This window comes from Belnapia sp. F-4-1, assembly GCF_000802185.1.
GTDB lineage: Bacteria > Pseudomonadota > Alphaproteobacteria > Acetobacterales > Acetobacteraceae > Belnapia.
Genome location: NZ_KN676113.1, coordinates 1,732,055 through 1,747,627 on the forward strand (window position 1 = coordinate 1,732,055; position 15,573 = coordinate 1,747,627).

The window sequence follows — 15,573 nt, forward strand, 5'->3', positions numbered from 1 at the left end:
GGGCGCGGAACGTCGCCCCTGCTGCCGGGGTTCCCGCAGCCGCCGTTCCACCGGGGCGCGAATTCGTCTAGGCTGACGACCTATGACTCAGTTCGTCATCCTTCCCGATCCGACCTATGCACAGGACGTCCCACGCAGTTCGTCGCCACCAACATGGTGCCGAACCCGTACCCCTTTCCCGGCGGGCCGGCGGAGGTGAAGGTTTCGCTCCAGTTCAAGGGCACGGGCCTGACCTTCGACGGCGCGGTCCCGACTGGCGGCACCATCACCGGATCCTGCGCGTGCAGGCGGGGATGAGCGACGCCTTCCTGTTCATCGACCACATCGCCGTCTCCAGCGCGGCGCTCGGCGGGCTGATCCGAGCCCGGGACGAGGCGGGCGTGGCGGCGCTGGTGCTCGCCGGGCACGACACCGTCACCACCTCCTTCCACGGCAACCTCGCCAGCGGCCATGCCGGCGACGACGCCATCCGCAGCCGCGAGGGAAACGGCACCGCTCTCGGCGGCGAGGGGCGGGATTCGATCGAGGCCGGGACGGGCGACGACCTGGTCTTCGGCCAGGCGGGGGACAACGTCCTGCTGGGCGAGGCCGGCAGGAACAGGCTCGATGGCGGCGACGGCAGCGACGCCGCCCATGGCGGCGTGGAGGATGACGTGATCCTTGGCGGGCTCGGCGACGATACGCTCTTCGGCGAGGCGGGGCACGACCACCTGCTGGGCGAGGCCGGAGATGACAGCCTGCTGGGCGGCGTCGATGGCGATGTGCTGAAGGCGGCGGCGGCCGCGATTTCCTCTTCGCCGATGCGGGGGGCGACAGCCTGCTCGGCGGGGCGGGGGCGGATACGCTCGAGGGCGGTGCCGAGGGCGATACGCTGCATGGCGGCGCCAACCCGGACGCGATGCAGGGCGGCGCCGGCAACGATGTCTACTACGTCGACGACGTCGCAGACCAGGCGGCCGAGCACGCGGGCGAGGGCATCGACGAGGTGCGCGCTTCGGCCAGCTTCGCCCTGCCCGGCGAGGTGGAGCGGCTGACGCTGCTGCCGAAGACGGGCAACAGCATCGGCATCGGCAATGCGCTGGCCAACACCGTCACCGGGAACGAGGGCGAGAACCTGCTGATCGGCGCCGGCGGGGATAACACCATCCGCGGCGATGCCGGCAAGGATGCGCTGCAGGGCGCTGACGGGAATGACAGCCTTGACGGCGGCGATGGCAATGACTCGCTCGAGGGCGGCGCCGACGCCGATGTGCTCGTCGGCGGGGCGGGCGACGACACCTATGTGGTCGACACCGCTGCGGATCGCGTGATGGAGGCGCCGGGCGGCGGGCGGGACGTGATGCTGGTCGCCATTCCCGGAGGTGGGGCGGGGGCGGACATTCTCGTCGGCAACGTTGGGGCGACCTGGCTCAGGAGCGGCGCCGGGGATGACACGCTGGACGGGGCGGGGCCCACGACGTGCTGTTCGGTGAGGCGGGGGCGGGTGTGTTCAGGCTTGGCCCCGGCAGCGGCCGCGACCTGATCGGCGACTTCGTGCCAGGGATCGACCGGCTGCAGCTCAGCGGCTTCGGCAGCTTCGAGGCGGTGCAGGCGGCGATGCGCGATGGGCCAGGCGGCGTCAGCATCCTCCTCGACGAGCCGGGCGATGCCGTGGTGCTGCGCGGGGCCGCCGCGGCGAGCCTCGCCGCGGCGGATGTCATCCCGGCTTAGGCGGTCTTCTGCGCCAGGTGCGGGAACATCGCCAGCTTCGCGGCCTCGTCCATCTCCGCCTTGAAGGCATGCCGCTCCTTCAGCGCCAGGGCGCGGGCGGCGGCGGGGCGGGCGTTGATCTCGTCCAGGTGGCGCTTCACGTTCGGCAGGGTGGCGAAGGCGTCGTCGCCGAGGACGAAGGGCACCAGGCGCGACCAGCCCCAGACGGCCATGTCGACGATGCCATAGTCGTCGCCGAGCATGAAGCGGCGGTCGGCGAGGCGGGCATCGAGGATGCCCCAATGGCGCCTCGCCTCGAAGACATAGCGGTTGACCGCATACTCCTTCGGCTCCGGCGCGAAGCGGGTGAAGTGGACGGCCTGGCCGGAATAGGGGCCGATACCGGTGGCGACGAACATCAGCCAGGAGAGCATCGGGCCGCGCCCGCCGGCGGGCGGCAGGAACTGCCCGGTCTTCTCGGCCAGGTAGAGCAGGATGGCGTTGCTGTCGAACACCACCTGGTCGCCATCGACGATGGCGGGGACCTTGGCGTTCGGGTTGATCTTCAGGAATTCGGGGCTGTGCTGCTCACCCTTGCGGGTATCGACCGGCATCGGCTCATAGGCCAGGCCCATCTCCTCGAGGCAGAGGGCGACCTTGGTCGGGTTCGGAGCGAGGTTGTAGTGGAAGCGGATCACGGCCTTATCCTCCCTGTGACGGCGGGAGGATAAGGCGCGCCCCCTCGCGCCGAGGCAAGGGGCGTGACCTCAGGCCTTGGCGGCCTTGCGCTTCGCCTTTTTCATGCCGGCCAGCGCCGCATCCTTCAGCGAGGGGCTGGCCTTGAAGCGGACGGTCGCACCCGCCTTCACCGCCACCTTCTCGCCGGTGCGAGGGTTGAGCGCGGTGCGCTTCGCCGTCTCGCGCACGATGAAGGCGCCGAAATCGGGGATGGTGAACCGGCCGGTCTCGACAATCTCCCCCTTGATGGCGGCGATGATGTCGCTCGCCAGGGCGTTGGCCGCGATGGTCGGCATCTCGGTCGACTTGACGATGACGTCGGTCAGGAACTTCTTCGACACGCACTGCACTCCTTTCGATTCGCCGGGAGATAGCGCGATCCGCGCCGTTTGTCAGGCATAACCTTGCATGGAGGGGACGCTTGCGGGGCGCCCCCGGCTCTGGAAGATTTCGCCCTGCACCGAGGGAATCGCCATGAAGCTCGCCTATTCGCCCGCCAGCCCCTATGTCCGCAAGGTCGTGGCCTGCGCCATTGCCCGAGGACTGGACAGCAGCATCGAGCGCTGGAAGGTCCCGACCACGGACCCGGCCCTCTGGCCAGCGAACCCGCTCTCCAAGGTGCCCGCGCTCGTCACCGGGGAAGGGATGGCGCTCTACGACAGCCCGGTCATCTGCGAATACCTCGACAGCATCGGCGATGCGCCGAAGCTCTTCCCCGAGGCCGGGCCGGCGCGCTGGGTGGCGCTGCGGCAGCAGGCGCTCGGCGACGGCATCATGGATGCGAGCCAGCCGCGCCGGCGCGAGATCGCCCTGCCGCAGGACCAGGGGCGGCAGGAGTACATCGCGTTGCAACAGGGCAAGGTGGCCCGGGCCCTCGACGTGCTGGAGGCCGAGGCCGACTCACTTGGCCAGCTGACGACGATCGGCGAGATCACCATCGGCTGCGCGCTTGGCTATCTCGACTTCCGCTTCCCGCACGAGCCCTGGCGGCCGGGCCACCCGAAGCTGGAAGCCTGGTATGCCAAGGCCGTGGCGCTGCCCCCGCTGGCGCAGACCATGCCGGTCGGCTAGGTCCATGGCCCATTGGCTGGTGAAGAGCGAGCCGGATGCTTTCTCCTGGGACCAGCAGGTGGCGCATGGCGTGGAGCCCTGGACCGGTGTGCGCAACGCGCTCGCGGCCAACAACCTCCGCGCCATGCGCATCGGCGACCGGGCCTTCTTTTACCACTCCAATATCGGCAAGGAGATCGTCGGCATCGTCGAGGTGGTCCGCGAGGCCTATCCCGACCCGACCGACGAGACCGGGCGCTGGGTCTGCGTCGACATGAAGGCGGCGGAGCCGGTGCCGAAGCCGGTGACGCTCGCCGCCATCAAGGCCGCGCCCGAGCTGGCGGAGCTTGCGCTGGTGCGGCAGTCGCGCCTTTCCGTGATGCCGGTCTCCGGCCCGCATTGGGCCATCCTCTGCCGCATGGGCGGCGTGGAGAAGGGGTGAGGGAATGCATCTCGAAGGGTCCTGCCAGTGCGGCGCGGTGCGGTTCCAGCTGGAGAGCCCGCATCCCTATCCCTATCAGCGCTGCTACTGCTCGATCTGCCGCAAGACCCAGGGCGGGGGTGGCTATGCCATCAACCTGGGCGGCGACAATGCCTCGCTGCGGGTCCAGGGGCGGCAGCATGTCACCGTCTACCATGCCCGGCTGAAGGAGCCGGAGGATGCCCGCGCGCATCGCAGCCCGGCCGAGCGGCATTTCTGCGGGGTCTGCGGCACTGCGCTCTGGCTCTACGACGCGCGCTGGCCGGAGCTGATCCACCCCTTCGCCTCGGCCATCGATACGCCGCTGCCCGAGCCGCCGGAGAGCACGCATATCATGCTGGAGTTCAAGGCCCCCTGGGTGGCGGTGGAGGCGGGCCCCAAGGACCGCCGGCATGAGCGCTACCCGGAGGAAAGCATCGCCGACTGGCATGACCGGCTGGGCCTTTCCCGGTGATCGGCCCCGGCGAGCGGGTGCTCTGCGCGGCCGAGGAGATCGAGGAGGGGGCAGCGCGCGGCTTCCCCGCGCTGCCCGGCCGCTTCACCGGCCTCTTCGCCGTCCGCAAGGGCGGCGAGGTCCGGGTCTACGTCAACTCCTGCCCGCATATCGGCCTGCCGCTGGAGCCGCTGCCGAACCGCTTCCTCGATACCCGCAAGGCGCACATCGTCTGCGCCGTCCATGGCGCCCGCTTCCGCATCGAGGATGGGGTCTGCATCAGCGGCCCCTGCATCGGCCAGGAGCTGGAGATGGTGCCATGCCGGGTGGAGGAGGGGATGCTGGTGGTGCCGGCGGATGCCGGAGAGTAGCGGCCCTTCGGCAGAACCCGCGGCATCCGGACCGAACCCCCTTCGCCCCGTCTGCGCTGGCTCCGGCTTGCCCTGTGGCGTGCCATCCCAGGTGCAATTTCGGCCGGCGACGCCCGACCGCGCCAGAAACGAAATGCAGTCGCCAAGGCGCCGCTTGCCCGATTGACGCGGCTCAAGGCGGCGTGGCCAAACTAGCCCCATAAGACCCGCCCGAGGGGAGACGCCAACATGTCCGATGAACAACTGATCGCGGTGAAGCCGGCGGTCGCCGCCGCCGCTCATGTGACGCGCGAGCAGCATGCCGCCATGACCGGGACGGCCGCCGCCGACCCGGGCGGCTTCTGGGCCAGAGAGGCGGGCCGCGTCGCCTGGATCAAGCCCCCGACCCGCATCAAGAATACCAGCTTCACCGGCGATGTCTCGATCCGCTGGTTCGAGGACGGGGTGCTGAACGCCTCCGTCTCCTGCCTCGACCGGCACTTGGCGAGCCGCGGCGACCAGGTGGCGATCATTTGGGAAGGCGACGACCCCAACAGCGATGCCAAGGTCACCTACAAGGATTTGCACGCGCGGGTCTGCCGCCTCGGCAATGCGCTGCGCGAGCTGGGGGTGAAGAAGGGCGACCGGGTCTGCATCTACCTGCCGATGATCGTCGAGGCGGCGGTCGCCATGCTGGCCTGCGCGCGGGTCGGCGCCGTCCATTCCATCGTCTTCGGCGGCTTCTCGCCGGACAGCCTAGCCTCGCGCATCCAGGACAGCGAGTGCACGGTGCTCATCACCGCGGATGAGGGGCGGCGCGGCGGGCGCAACGTCGCGCTGAAGACCAATGCCGACGAGGCGCTGGCGACCTGCCCGAGCATCGGCTCGGTCGTCGTGGTAAGGAACACCGGCGCCGCCGTGCCCATGCAGGAAGGGCGCGACCACTGGTACGAGGAGATCACCGCGAAGCAGCCGGCCGAATGCGCGCCGGAGCCGATGGGGGCGGAGGACCCGCTCTTCATCCTCTACACCAGCGGCTCCACAGGCAAGCCGAAGGGCGTGCTGCACACGACGGGCGGCTACCTCGTCTGGGCCAGCTACACGCATGAGCTGGTCTTCGACTACAAGCCGGGCGAGATCTACTGGTGCACCGCCGATGTCGGCTGGGTGACGGGGCACACCTATATCGTCTACGGCCCGCTGGCGAACGGTGCGACGACGCTGATGTTCGAGGGCGTGCCGAACTACCCCTCCGTTTCCCGCTTCTGGGAGGTGGTGGACAAGCATCAGGTCAATATCTTCTACACCGCGCCGACCGCCATCCGCGCCCTGATGCGCGACGGCGAGGCGCCGGTCAAGAAGACCAGCCGCAAGTCGCTCCGCGTCCTGGGCTCCGTCGGCGAGCCGATCAACCCGGAGGCCTGGCTCTGGTACTACCGCGTCGTCGGCGAGGAGCGTTGCCCGGTCGTCGATACCTGGTGGCAGACGGAGACGGGCGGCATCCTGATCTCCCCGCTGCCGGGGGCGGTGGCGCAGAAGCCGGGTTCGGCGACGCTGCCGCTGCCCGGCGTGCAGCCGGCGCTGGTGGATGGCGAGGGCAAGCTGTTGGAGGGCGCGACGGAGGGCAACCTCGTCATCCTCGACAGCTGGCCGGGGCAGGCGCGCACGGTCTATGGCGACCATGAGCGCTTCATCCAGACCTATTTCTCCACCTTCCCCGGCATGTACTTCACCGGCGACGGCGCGCGGCGGGATGCCGACGGCTACTGGTGGATCACCGGGCGCGTCGATGACGTGATCAACGTCTCCGGCCACCGCATGGGCACGGCGGAGATCGAGAGCGCGCTGGTCGCCCATCCGAAGGTCGCCGAGGCGGCGGTCGTCGGCATGCCGCACGACCTGAAGGGCCAGGGCATCTACTGCTACGTGACGCTGAAGACGGGCGAGGAGCCCTCTGAGGCGCTGCGGAAGGAGCTGGTGGCCTGGGTGCGGAAGGAGATCGGGCCGATCGCCTCGCCGGATGCCATCCAATGGGCGCCGGGCCTGCCGAAGACGCGGTCGGGGAAGATCATGCGGCGCATCCTCCGCAAGATCGCGGCGAACGAGACCGGAGCGCTCGGCGACACCTCGACGCTCGCCGACCCAGGCGTGGTGCAGGAGCTGGTGGCGAACCGCGTCGGCTAGGCACTGGAACAACTGGTGAATCTTGAATCCAGGGCGCGAAAATTAGATGCCCTGGAATCAAGACCCTGGTTCGAGTCGCGCGAACGAATCGCTGACGGGCGACTCGGATCGGCGGGAAAGTCTTTCGGCACAAGGGCTTGTGGTTCGTCGGTTTGGACATCCACAAGCCCGTTCCCGCTCCGGTCAGGGACCGAATCGGGATCAGAAGTCGCTGACGCGGCCCTTCCGCTCCCAGTCGCCATAGCGCGTCGGCTCCGGACCGGACGGGCCTCCGACCTCCTTCATGCGCAGCGGCTGCTCGGGCGGCGGGTCGCCGGCGGGCGGCATAGTGGGGTCGCCGGGGATCGGCATGTCGGGGCCGGTCGGGTCGGTGACGGGCGGGGGCGGGATCTCGGGGCCGGGCGGCGTCGTGGGGTTCGGCGGCACCGGAGCGGGCGGGTCGCTCGGGGGCAGCGGCGTCGGGTCGGACATCGGCATCTCCTTCTTGTCGCGTGACAGGCTCCAGCCTCATCTGGTGTCCTGCCGTGTGCATGCCAACGTGCGATGGAGAGGAGGGGTGGCACTCGATGGGCGGATATCTGCGCACCGCGATCCTGCTGGCGGGGCTGACGGCGCTGTTCCTGGCCATCGGCTACCTGCTCGGCGGGCGGCAGGGCATGGTCATCGCCTTCCTTGTCGCATGCGCCACCAATCTCTGGTCCTGGTGGAACAGCGACCGCGTGGTGCTCTCCATGCACAATGCCGAGCCCATCGCGCCGGAGAGCGCGCCGCGGCTTTACCAGATGGTGGAGGGGCTGGCGCAGCGGGCGGGGCTGCCGATGCCCGCGCTCTACGTCATCCACGAGGACCAGCCGAACGCCTTCGCCACCGGCCGCAATCCGGAGAATGCCGCCGTCGCGGTGAATACCGGCCTGCTCAACCTGATGTCGGAGCAGGAGGTGGCCGGCGTCGTCGCGCATGAGCTGGCGCACATCAAGCACCGCGACACGCTGCTGATGACGCTGACGGCGACGCTCGCCGGCGCCATCGGCATGCTGGCGCAATTCGGCTTCCTCTTCGGTGGAAGGTCGGAGGACGGGCGGCGCAACCCCTTCGGCCCGATCGGCGCATTGCTGCTGGTGATCGTTGGCCCGATCGCCGCGATGCTGGTGCAGATGGCGATCAGCCGCTCGCGCGAATACGAGGCGGACCGGCTGGGCGCCGAGATCTGCGGCGACCCGCGCCAGCTGGCGAGCGGGTTGCAGAAGCTCGAGCACTACAAGCAGGGGCTGGTGAACCACACCGCCGAGGCGCATCCGGCCAGCGCGCATATGTTCATCATCAACCCGCTCTCGGGGATGCGGATGGACAGCCTCTTCACCACCCATCCGCCGACCGAGGAGCGCATCCGCCGGCTGCTGGCGATGGCGCCGCCGGCGCCCGCCTGGCCGCAACCGGCTGCGAACCGATGGGGCACCGCGCCGCGCCGCAACCCCTGGGGCTGAGCCGCGCTTGGCCCTCCGACCCATCCTTGATCGAAAGGACAGCCCGATGCTTCGCTTCGCCCTGCTTGCCGCGCTGATGCTTGCCCCCATCCTGCCTGCCGCGGCACAGGATGCGGCGGCGGGGCAGCGCGTGTTCAACCAGTGCCGCGCCTGCCACACGATCGAGCAGGGCGGCCGCAACGGCGTCGGTCCCAACCTGCATGGCGCGGTAGGGCGCAAGGCCGGCAGCATCGAGGGCTTCCGCTACTCGGCCAGCATGCGGGAGAGGGCGGGGGGCGGCCTCACCTGGGATGAGGACACGCTCCGCGCCTATCTCGCCAACCCGAAGGCGGTGGTGCCGGCCGGGTCGATGTCCTATCCCGGCTTGCGCAACGAGCAGCAGCTCAATGACCTGATCGCCTATCTGAAGGCGAATGGCTGAGCTTCAACCAATCGTCTTGGCCAGCAGCTCCGCGCTGCGGCCATTGGCGATGGTGGCCGCCCGCGCGTCCCAGGAATGACCGCCCATGCGGGCGAAGGCGTGGTCGACGCCCGGATAGACATGCACCGCGACCTGGCTGTGGCCCGAGAGCCCGGCCAGGATCTTCGTCTGCGCCTCGGGCGGGACGAACTTGTCCTTCTCGGCGATGTGCAGGATCAGCGGCGCCTTGATGCCGCCGGCCTCGCCGAGCAGGCCTTCGAGGCCGACGCCGTAGTAGCTGATATTGGCATCCGCATCCGAGCGCGCCGCCATCATGTAGGCCAGCCGCCCGCCGAGGCAGAAGCCCATCGTCGCCACCTTGCCGTTGCTGCCAGGTAGGGTGCGGGCATGCGCGACGGTGGCCTTCAGGTCCTCCACCGCCTTGTCCTGGTCCATGCCGTTCATCAGGGCGAAGGCACGGTCCCATTGCGCCTGGCCGGCATCCGGGTCGAGCGTGACGCCCGGCTCCTGGCGCCAGAACAGGTCGGGGCTGATGGCGATGAAGCCCATATCGGCGACCCAATCGGAGAGCTGCCGCATGGCGTCGTTCACGCCGAAGATCTCCTGGATCATCACCACGACGCCGGCCGGGCTGGCCTTTGGCATCGCCAGGTAGGCGCCGAAGCGCCCGCTGCCATCGGCTGCGGTGATTTCGATCTCGGGCATGGCCTGCTCCTTGTCTCAAACGGTTCCGGCGGCATCTAAGCCCAGATGCGCAGGCTTGCCATGCCCCTGGCGATGACATTGGTGGCGGGGGCCGGGCCGGCCACGCCGCCCAATGCCCTGGAGGCCGCCGGCTGGCGCCATGCCGAATGGCATGGCGTGACCCCGGCGCGCTTCCGCCCGCTGCCCGGAGGCGGCGTGGCGGTGGAGGGCAGGGGCGAGGGCAGCTTCGTCTGGCGCCGCGTGCAGGGCGGGGCTGAATGCCTCTCCTGGCGGTGGCGCGTCGATGCCGGGCCACCGCCGACCGACCTCACCCGCGCCAGCGGCGACGACCGGGCGCTTGCCATCGCCGTTGGATTCGCCGGCTGGCCAGCGCGCGTCACCTTCTGGCAGCGCAGCCAGCATGCCTTCGCCCAGGCTGGCGGCGGGCAGCCACCCCTTGCCGCGCAGCGTGCTGCTCTATGTCTGGGGCGGGACGGGGCGGGAGCCGGCCGCCTTCCCCAGCCCCCATATGGCCGGGCTCGGCATGGTGCGGGTGCTGCGCCCGGCCGCGACCCCGCCGGGCCGCTGGTTCGAGGAACGGGTGGACCTGGCGGCCGACTGGCGCGCCGCCTTCGGAGGCGAGCCGCCGCCCTTGCAAGAGATCGTGATCGGCACGGATGTGGACGATACCGGCAGCCGGGTCGAGGCGCAGGCGGAGGAGATACGCTTCCGCCCCTGCCGATGAGGCAGCGAAACACCGCGCCGTGCGTTGCCCCGCCCGAGGAGACCCAGGCGGCATGCGCGACACCCCCGATTCCGGCCAGTTCAGCACCGACGTTCCGGCACGGCTGGATCGCCTGCCTTGGAGCGGCTTCCATTGGCGCGTCGTCATCGCCCTTGGCATCACCTGGATCCTCGACGGGCTGGAGGTGACGCTGGTCGGCAGCCTGGCCGGCGCCATCCACCAGAGCCCGAGCCTGGCGCTCACCGAGACGCAGATCGGGCTGACCGCCTCGGCCTATCTGGTGGGGGCGGTGGTCGGGGCGCTCGGCTTCGGCTGGCTGGCGGACAGGATCGGGCGCCGCCGCCTGTTCTTCATCACCCTCATCGTCTACATGCTGGCCAGCATCGCCACCGGCTTCGCCTGGGATTTCTGGACCTTCGCGCTCTGCCGGATGCTGACCGGGGCCGGGATCGGCGGTGAGTACGCCGCGGTCAACTCCGCCATCCAGGAACTCATCCCCGCCCGTTTGCGCGGTCGCGTCGACCTCTTCGTCAACGGCACCTTCTGGGGCGGCGCCGCGATCGGCGCCATCACGTCCCTGGTGGTGCTCGACCCTGCCATCATCGACCCCGAGATCGGCTGGCGCGCCGCCTTCATCGTCGGCGGCGCCCTGTCGGTGGTGGTGCTGCTGCTCCGCCGCCACCTACCGGAAAGCCCCCGCTGGCTGATGCTGCATGGCAAGCCGGAGGAAGGGGAGCAGATCGTCTCGGCCATCGAGCGGGATGTGGCGGCCGAGAAGGGCCCGCTGCCGCCCACCACCTATGGCCCGACGGTGCTCAACCGCCGCGGCGCCGCCAGCCTCGCCGAGATCTGGCACACCATGTTCCGGACCCACCGCGACCGGGCGATCCTCGGCCTGACGCTGATGTCGTGCCAAGCCTTCTGCTACAATGCGGTGTTCTTCACCTATGCCCTGGTGCTGACGAAGTTCTACGCGATCCCGGCCCATCACGTCGGCTGGTTCATGTTGCCCTTCGCCCTCGGCAACCTCGCTGGCCCGCTGGTGCTCGGACGGTTCTTCGACACCATCGGTCGTCGCCAGATGATCACCGCGACCTATGGCCTCGCCGGGTTGCTCATGGCGGCGACGGGCTTCGCCTTCGCGCAAGGCTGGCTTTCAGCCTGGGAGCAGACGGCGGCCTGGACGCTGATCTTCTTCTTCGCTTCCGCCGCCGCCTCGGCCGCTTACCTGACAGTGGGCGAAAGCTTCCCGCTGGAGATGCGGGCCATGGCCATCGCGCTGTTCTACGCCATCGGCACCGCGGTCGGCGGCGTGGTCGGTCCGACGCTGTTCGGCTGGCTGATCTCAAGCGGGGAGCGGGGCGACATCCTTTGGGGCTACCTGATCGCGGCGGCGCTGATGCTGGTGGCGGCGGCGACGGAGTGGCGGCTCGGCTTCGCCGCGGAGGGGCGCTCCCTGGAGGATGTCTCGACACCTCTGTCCGCTCTTGTAAAGAAACCGTTAGGCGCGCATCCCGGAAGGTGACACCACGTTCATGGAAGTGGTTAAAATCACCTTCACAACCTAAGATTGCGTCTCAGGGAGCAGGCAGTATGGCTGCGAGCATCCAGCCTCGGATGGCTGATGACGAGTGGGAGAGCGTCTGGCAGGATTACGACCGTCGCGCACCTGCGCCGGTGGTGTCCCCAGTACCGTCCCCGGCGCCGAACGCCGGGGGGGGGCGGCGGAAGCCGGTGCTGCTGCTGGTGCTGGGCCTTAGCCTCGTCCTGGCGCCGCGGCTGGCCTCGCTGCAGACTGGCACAGCCATGGACGGGATCGACGGATTGTCCCTGGTCGCCTCCTTCTCGCCAGCCGAAGCGGAGCTGCCGCCTCTTTCCACCTCCGTCTCCCGCCTCGCTGCGCACTCGACCGATGCGGCCTGTTGGGTGATGCAGCTCGACCCGCGCCGCCCAACCTGTCCGTAGCCCGGTTTCCTGCGGCACCGTGCGTGCTTTAATCGGGGCCTTCAGCAAGGCAGGCTCTGATGTCCGTGACTAAGCAGGAATTCCGCGACGCCATGGCCCGGCTAGGCGCTGCAGTGAATGTGATTACCACCGGGGGGCCCGCCGGGCGCGGCGGCTTCACCGCCAGTGCTGTCTGCAGCGTGACCGATGAGCCGCCGACCTTGCTTGTCTGCATGAACCGCAATGCCACGGCCGCACCGATGTTGAAGGCCAACGGCAATGTCTGCGTCAACGTCGTCGCCGCCGGCCAGAAGGAGGTGGCGATGGTTTTCGCCGGCGTCACCAAGTGCACGATGGAGGAGCGGTTCGACGCCGGCACCTGGGCGAGCCTCGCCACTGGGGCACCGGTGCTGCAGGGGGCCGTCGTCTCGTTCGACTGCCAGGTCGCCGAGATCGTGGAAAAGGGCACGCATTGCGTGGTCTTTGCCGAGGTTGCCGGCATCCGCAGCGGCAGCCACCACGAGCACGGGCTGATCTATTTCGGCCGGGACTACCACCCGGTGGGCAAGGCCGCGGACTAGCGGGCGATGCCGCCGAGGCCCGAGGAGACGGAACTCCGCCGGCTCGACCTCAACCTGCTGCCGGTCTTCATCGCGCTGATGCGGGAGCGCAGCGTGACCCGGGCGGGAGAGGCGCTGTTCCTGTCCCAGCCGGCCACCTCGGCGGCGCTGGCGCGGCTGCGCACGGTCTTCCGCGACGAGCTCCTGGTGCGCAACGGCAAGCAGCTGGAGCCGACGGCACGGGCCGAGGCGCTGCTTGCTGCCCTCACGCCCTCGCTCCAGGCGATCGCGGCGACGCTGGCGGGGGCGGTGCCCTTCGATCCAGCGACGGATGAGCGCGTCTTCCGCATCGGCTGGACCGATGACGTAGGGATGGCGGCGAAGCCGCTGCTGGCGCGCATCTGGCAGCAGGCGCCGCACTGCCGGCTGGTGATCCGGGCGGCCAATTACCGCACCATCCCGGGGATGCTGGAGAGCGGGGAGATCGGCCTGGCCCTCGGCTTCATGGGGGATGACCTGCCGGCGCTGGCGAAGCAGCGAGTGCTGCGGCGCGGCAGCTTCCAGGTGCTGCGCTGCGCGAAAACGGCGCCGGTCGACCTGGAGGCCTATTGCACGCGGCCGCATGTGCTGGTGACGCCGCGCGGCGACCTCATCGGCTTCGCCGATGCGACGCTGGAGCGGCTGGGGCGGAGCCGGCGGGTGGTGCTCGGCGTGCCGGAATTCGGCCTGCTCCGGCAGGTGCTGCTGGGGACGGAGCTCCTCTGCACCGTCTCCGACGCGCTGGTCGAGGCGCTGATGGCGCCCGAGGCCGGCGGCGGCCTGGCGGCAGACCCGCTGCCCATCGATTCGCCGGATTCGGTGATGCGCATGGCCTGGCGCACCGCGCTCGACCATGACCCGGCGGAGGAGTGGCTGCGCGCCCAGGTGGTGGCGGTGCTGGCCCGGCGCTGAGGTCTATTCCGCAGCGGCGGCGACCGGCACCGGCACCGGCACCGGCACCTTGTGCCGCTTCGCCTCGTAGAGCGCCGCATCGGCCTTGGCGATGGCCTGATCCATCGCCGTCGCGTCGCGCGGCATCAGCGCGACGCCCAGGCTGCAGCCGAGGCGGAGACGCCCGGTCTCGGTCGGCACGCCCTCGCGCAGCATGCAGTTCAGCCGAAGGCCGACCTCGCGCGCCGCCACCTCGACCTTGTCGGGCGCGCCGACGAGGCAGAACAGGAACTCGTCGCCGCCGAGGCGCACCGCCGCATCCTCGGTGCGCAGGTTCTTCAGGCACCAGGCGCCGATGCCGCGGAGCATGGCGTCGCCGGCGGCATGGCCGTGGGTGTCGTTGACCGGCTTGAAGCCGTCGAGGTCGAGGGCGACGACGGCACAGCCCTGGTTGATGGACGGCGTCGCCTTCTGCCAGGCGGCGAAGCCGGCGCGGTTGAGCAAGCCCGTCAGCGGGTCCCGCCAGGCCTGGTCGCGGAGCTGTTCGAGCTGCCGGGCCACGTCGCCGCTGCCGCCGAGCACGCGCTGGACGACGGAGCCCATCCGCCCGGCATAAAGCCCGGCCAGGGCGCCGCTGAGGGAAGCGATGCCGAGCGTGCCGATGCCGAGCCAGAAGCCGAAGGACCAGAGCGGAGCGAGCACCGCCGCGCGGTCGCGCTGCGCCACGACCACCCAGCCTAGATTGGGGCGGCCCGGCACGCTCTCCGCCCGGCCATAGCCGAGGATGGCGGGCACCCGGTCGGGCGGGCTTGCCTCGCGCCAGCCGCCGGTGGGGCGCTCGGCCAGCCAGGGCTTGCCGCGCTCGGTCTCGGGGCCGAGCAGCACCAGTCCGTCGGCACCGAGCACGCGGAGGATGGGGGCAGGTTGCCAGGGGGCAAGCGCTGCCATCTCGCGCTGCACCGCCTCGGCCCAGCGCCAGGTGAGGTGGCCGGAGACAACGCCAATGAGGGTACCATCCGCCGCATGCACCGGCGCCGCGGCATCGACGAAATAAGCATCCGCGCCGCCGCCCTGGTCCTCCGGCAGGAGCTTCGCCAGCATCACCGCCGGGTGGACGTCGCCGAGATGCAGGCCGGCGAGGCCGGGGCGGAACCAGGGGCGGGCTGAGACGTCGGCACCTTCCAGCAGGGCGCCGGTCGCGGCGATGACGCGGCCATCGGCGCCGGTGAAGCCGATCCAGGAAAAGGTGGGGGACCGGGCCCTCAGATCCTCGAGCAGGCGGCGGGCCATGGCGGGTTCCGGCGGCTGGCGCTCGAAGACCTCGAAATGGGCGAGCATGCCGACATCACGCGCCCAGTCGGCAAGGCCGGAATCGAGGCGCTGCGCCATCACCCCAGCGAAATCGGCAAGGCGCCTGCCATCCTCCTCAACCAGCCGGTGCCGTTCGATCCGCAGCAGCAGCGCGGAGCCGACCAGACCGACCAGGGCGCACAAGGCCCCCACCGCCAGACCGTGTCGCCAACCGGGACCGAACCAGCGGGAAAAGGCCATTCGACGGAACTCCAGCTCAACGACGGTATCGAATTCGGTTCATGGTTGCGGCTGCGGACTTCGCCGACATCCAGAACGAAAGGCTTACCTCGCGTCTCCGTGATATTGGATGCTGCTTAACCGAAACCGAACTGGCCCGCAGGCATGCGAAAGGCCCGGGCGGTTTCCCACCCGGGCCTTTCCATTGCTGCAGCCGTTGCCGGCCTAGGCAGGGCTCAGGAAGCCATCTCCGCAGTGGCGGTGACGATGATCCAGGCCGCAGGCAGGGCACGCGGCGTATGGCAATGAGACACTGGATCACCTCCTTTCGGTTGTTGACGACTGAAGCC

At 69.8% G+C, this 15,573-nt stretch carries 19 protein-coding genes and 3 pseudogenes; 17 read left to right on the forward strand and 5 right to left on the reverse strand.

Going from position 1 to position 15,573, the window contains the following annotated elements; all coding sequences use genetic code 11:
- Nucleotides 1–293 precede the first annotated feature (293 nt).
- The 4 genes and pseudogenes from LH62_RS32655 to LH62_RS08395 form a co-directional block, all read left to right on the forward strand.
- A pseudogene (locus LH62_RS32655) lies at nt 294–755 on the forward strand (calcium-binding protein); the annotation flags it as partial.
- A gap of 62 nt (nt 756–817) precedes the next feature.
- Nucleotides 818–904, forward strand: a pseudogene (locus LH62_RS32660) (hypothetical protein); the annotation flags it as partial.
- Between the two features lie 81 nt (nt 905–985).
- Nucleotides 986–1,522 (forward strand): calcium-binding protein, encoded by a 537-nt coding sequence (locus LH62_RS28190; protein ID WP_052213970.1) that lies wholly within the window; start codon nt 986–988, stop codon nt 1,520–1,522.
- Nucleotides 1,486–1,710 (forward strand): hypothetical protein, encoded by a 225-nt coding sequence (locus LH62_RS08395; protein WP_043360570.1) that lies wholly within the window; start codon nt 1,486–1,488, stop codon nt 1,708–1,710. Before LH62_RS28190 ends, LH62_RS08395 begins: the two co-directional genes overlap by 37 nt.
- On the opposite strand, the gene LH62_RS08400 is transcribed toward LH62_RS08395, so the two are convergent.
- The gene (locus LH62_RS08400) at nt 1,707–2,387 is read right to left on the reverse strand and encodes a glutathione S-transferase family protein (protein ID WP_043360571.1); all 681 of its coding nucleotides are present in this window, start codon (nt 2,385–2,387) and stop codon (nt 1,707–1,709) included. The two genes, LH62_RS08395 and LH62_RS08400, sit on opposite strands and share 4 nt — an antisense overlap.
- Nucleotides 2,388–2,456: 69 nt before the next feature.
- Entirely contained in the window at nt 2,457–2,768 is a 312-nt protein-coding gene (locus LH62_RS08405; protein ID WP_043336775.1) for an HU family DNA-binding protein, read from the reverse strand.
- Between the two features lie 67 nt (nt 2,769–2,835).
- Between LH62_RS08405 and LH62_RS08410 the strand changes: the two genes are divergently transcribed.
- The 5 genes from LH62_RS08410 (at nt 2,836) to acs (ending at nt 6,925) form a co-directional block, all read left to right on the forward strand.
- The gene (locus tag LH62_RS08410; protein ID WP_369796750.1) at nt 2,836–3,498 is read left to right on the forward strand and encodes a glutathione S-transferase family protein; all 663 of its coding nucleotides are present in this window, start codon (nt 2,836–2,838) and stop codon (nt 3,496–3,498) included.
- A gap of 4 nt (nt 3,499–3,502) precedes the next feature.
- The gene (locus LH62_RS08415; protein WP_043360573.1) at nt 3,503–3,919 is read left to right on the forward strand and encodes an EVE domain-containing protein; all 417 of its coding nucleotides are present in this window, start codon (nt 3,503–3,505) and stop codon (nt 3,917–3,919) included.
- A gap of 4 nt (nt 3,920–3,923) precedes the next feature.
- Complete coding sequence (locus LH62_RS08420) at nt 3,924–4,412, forward strand: GFA family protein (RefSeq protein ID WP_043360574.1); 489 nt, start codon at nt 3,924–3,926, stop codon at nt 4,410–4,412.
- A complete protein-coding gene (locus LH62_RS08425) occupies nt 4,409–4,762 on the forward strand; it encodes a Rieske 2Fe-2S domain-containing protein (protein WP_236552508.1) in 354 nt (117 codons plus the stop codon). Before LH62_RS08420 ends, LH62_RS08425 begins: the two co-directional genes overlap by 4 nt.
- Before the next feature lie 228 nt (nt 4,763–4,990).
- Complete coding sequence (gene acs / locus LH62_RS08430; protein ID WP_043360576.1) at nt 4,991–6,925, forward strand: acetate--CoA ligase; 1,935 nt, start codon at nt 4,991–4,993, stop codon at nt 6,923–6,925.
- Between the two features lie 201 nt (nt 6,926–7,126).
- Here acs and LH62_RS31915 read toward each other — a convergent pair whose 3' ends face one another.
- On the reverse strand, nt 7,127–7,396 hold the full coding sequence (locus LH62_RS31915) for a succinate dehydrogenase assembly factor 4 (RefSeq protein WP_043360577.1): 270 nt from the start codon (nt 7,394–7,396) through the stop codon (nt 7,127–7,129).
- 95 nt (nt 7,397–7,491) lie between these two features.
- On the opposite strand from LH62_RS31915, the gene htpX reads away from it, so the two are divergent.
- Both htpX and LH62_RS08445 read left to right on the forward strand, forming a co-directional pair.
- Nucleotides 7,492–8,409, forward strand: a complete 918-nt coding sequence (htpX, locus tag LH62_RS08440) for a zinc metalloprotease HtpX (protein ID WP_043360578.1) — start codon at nt 7,492–7,494, stop codon at nt 8,407–8,409.
- A 46-nt stretch (nt 8,410–8,455) separates the two neighbouring features.
- Nucleotides 8,456–8,830 (forward strand): cytochrome c family protein, encoded by a 375-nt coding sequence (locus LH62_RS08445; RefSeq protein ID WP_043360580.1) that lies wholly within the window; start codon nt 8,456–8,458, stop codon nt 8,828–8,830.
- Between the two features lie 3 nt (nt 8,831–8,833).
- Here LH62_RS08445 and LH62_RS08450 read toward each other — a convergent pair whose 3' ends face one another.
- On the reverse strand, nt 8,834–9,535 hold the full coding sequence (locus LH62_RS08450) for a dienelactone hydrolase family protein (protein WP_043360581.1): 702 nt from the start codon (nt 9,533–9,535) through the stop codon (nt 8,834–8,836).
- A 72-nt stretch (nt 9,536–9,607) separates the two neighbouring features.
- Here LH62_RS08450 and LH62_RS32665 point away from each other — a divergent pair.
- The 6 genes and pseudogenes from LH62_RS32665 to LH62_RS08475 all read left to right on the forward strand — a co-directional run.
- Nucleotides 9,608–9,892, forward strand: a pseudogene (locus tag LH62_RS32665) (DUF3047 domain-containing protein); the annotation flags it as partial.
- Nucleotides 9,893–9,935: 43 nt separating this feature from the next.
- Nucleotides 9,936–10,259, forward strand: coding sequence for a DUF3047 domain-containing protein (locus LH62_RS08455; RefSeq protein ID WP_082012427.1), 324 nt, complete (start codon nt 9,936–9,938; stop codon nt 10,257–10,259).
- 52 nt (nt 10,260–10,311) lie between these two features.
- Entirely contained in the window at nt 10,312–11,784 is a 1,473-nt protein-coding gene (locus tag LH62_RS08460; protein WP_052213975.1) for an MFS transporter, read from the forward strand.
- Nucleotides 11,785–11,852: 68 nt separating this feature from the next.
- On the forward strand, nt 11,853–12,224 hold the full coding sequence (locus LH62_RS31075; RefSeq protein ID WP_160299805.1) for a hypothetical protein: 372 nt from the start codon (nt 11,853–11,855) through the stop codon (nt 12,222–12,224).
- A gap of 92 nt (nt 12,225–12,316) precedes the next feature.
- Nucleotides 12,317–12,784, forward strand: a complete 468-nt coding sequence (locus LH62_RS08470) for a flavin reductase (protein ID WP_236552509.1) — start codon at nt 12,317–12,319, stop codon at nt 12,782–12,784.
- A gap of 6 nt (nt 12,785–12,790) precedes the next feature.
- Nucleotides 12,791–13,714 (forward strand): LysR family transcriptional regulator, encoded by a 924-nt coding sequence (locus LH62_RS08475; RefSeq protein ID WP_043360584.1) that lies wholly within the window; start codon nt 12,791–12,793, stop codon nt 13,712–13,714.
- Between the two features lie 3 nt (nt 13,715–13,717).
- Here the strand turns inward: LH62_RS08475 and LH62_RS08480 are convergent, their stop codons facing one another.
- Nucleotides 13,718–15,244: a diguanylate cyclase gene (locus LH62_RS08480; protein WP_082012428.1), complete on the reverse strand. Its 1,527-nt coding sequence runs from the start codon at nt 15,242–15,244 to the stop codon at nt 13,718–13,720.
- Nucleotides 15,245–15,573: the final 329 nt, after the last annotated feature.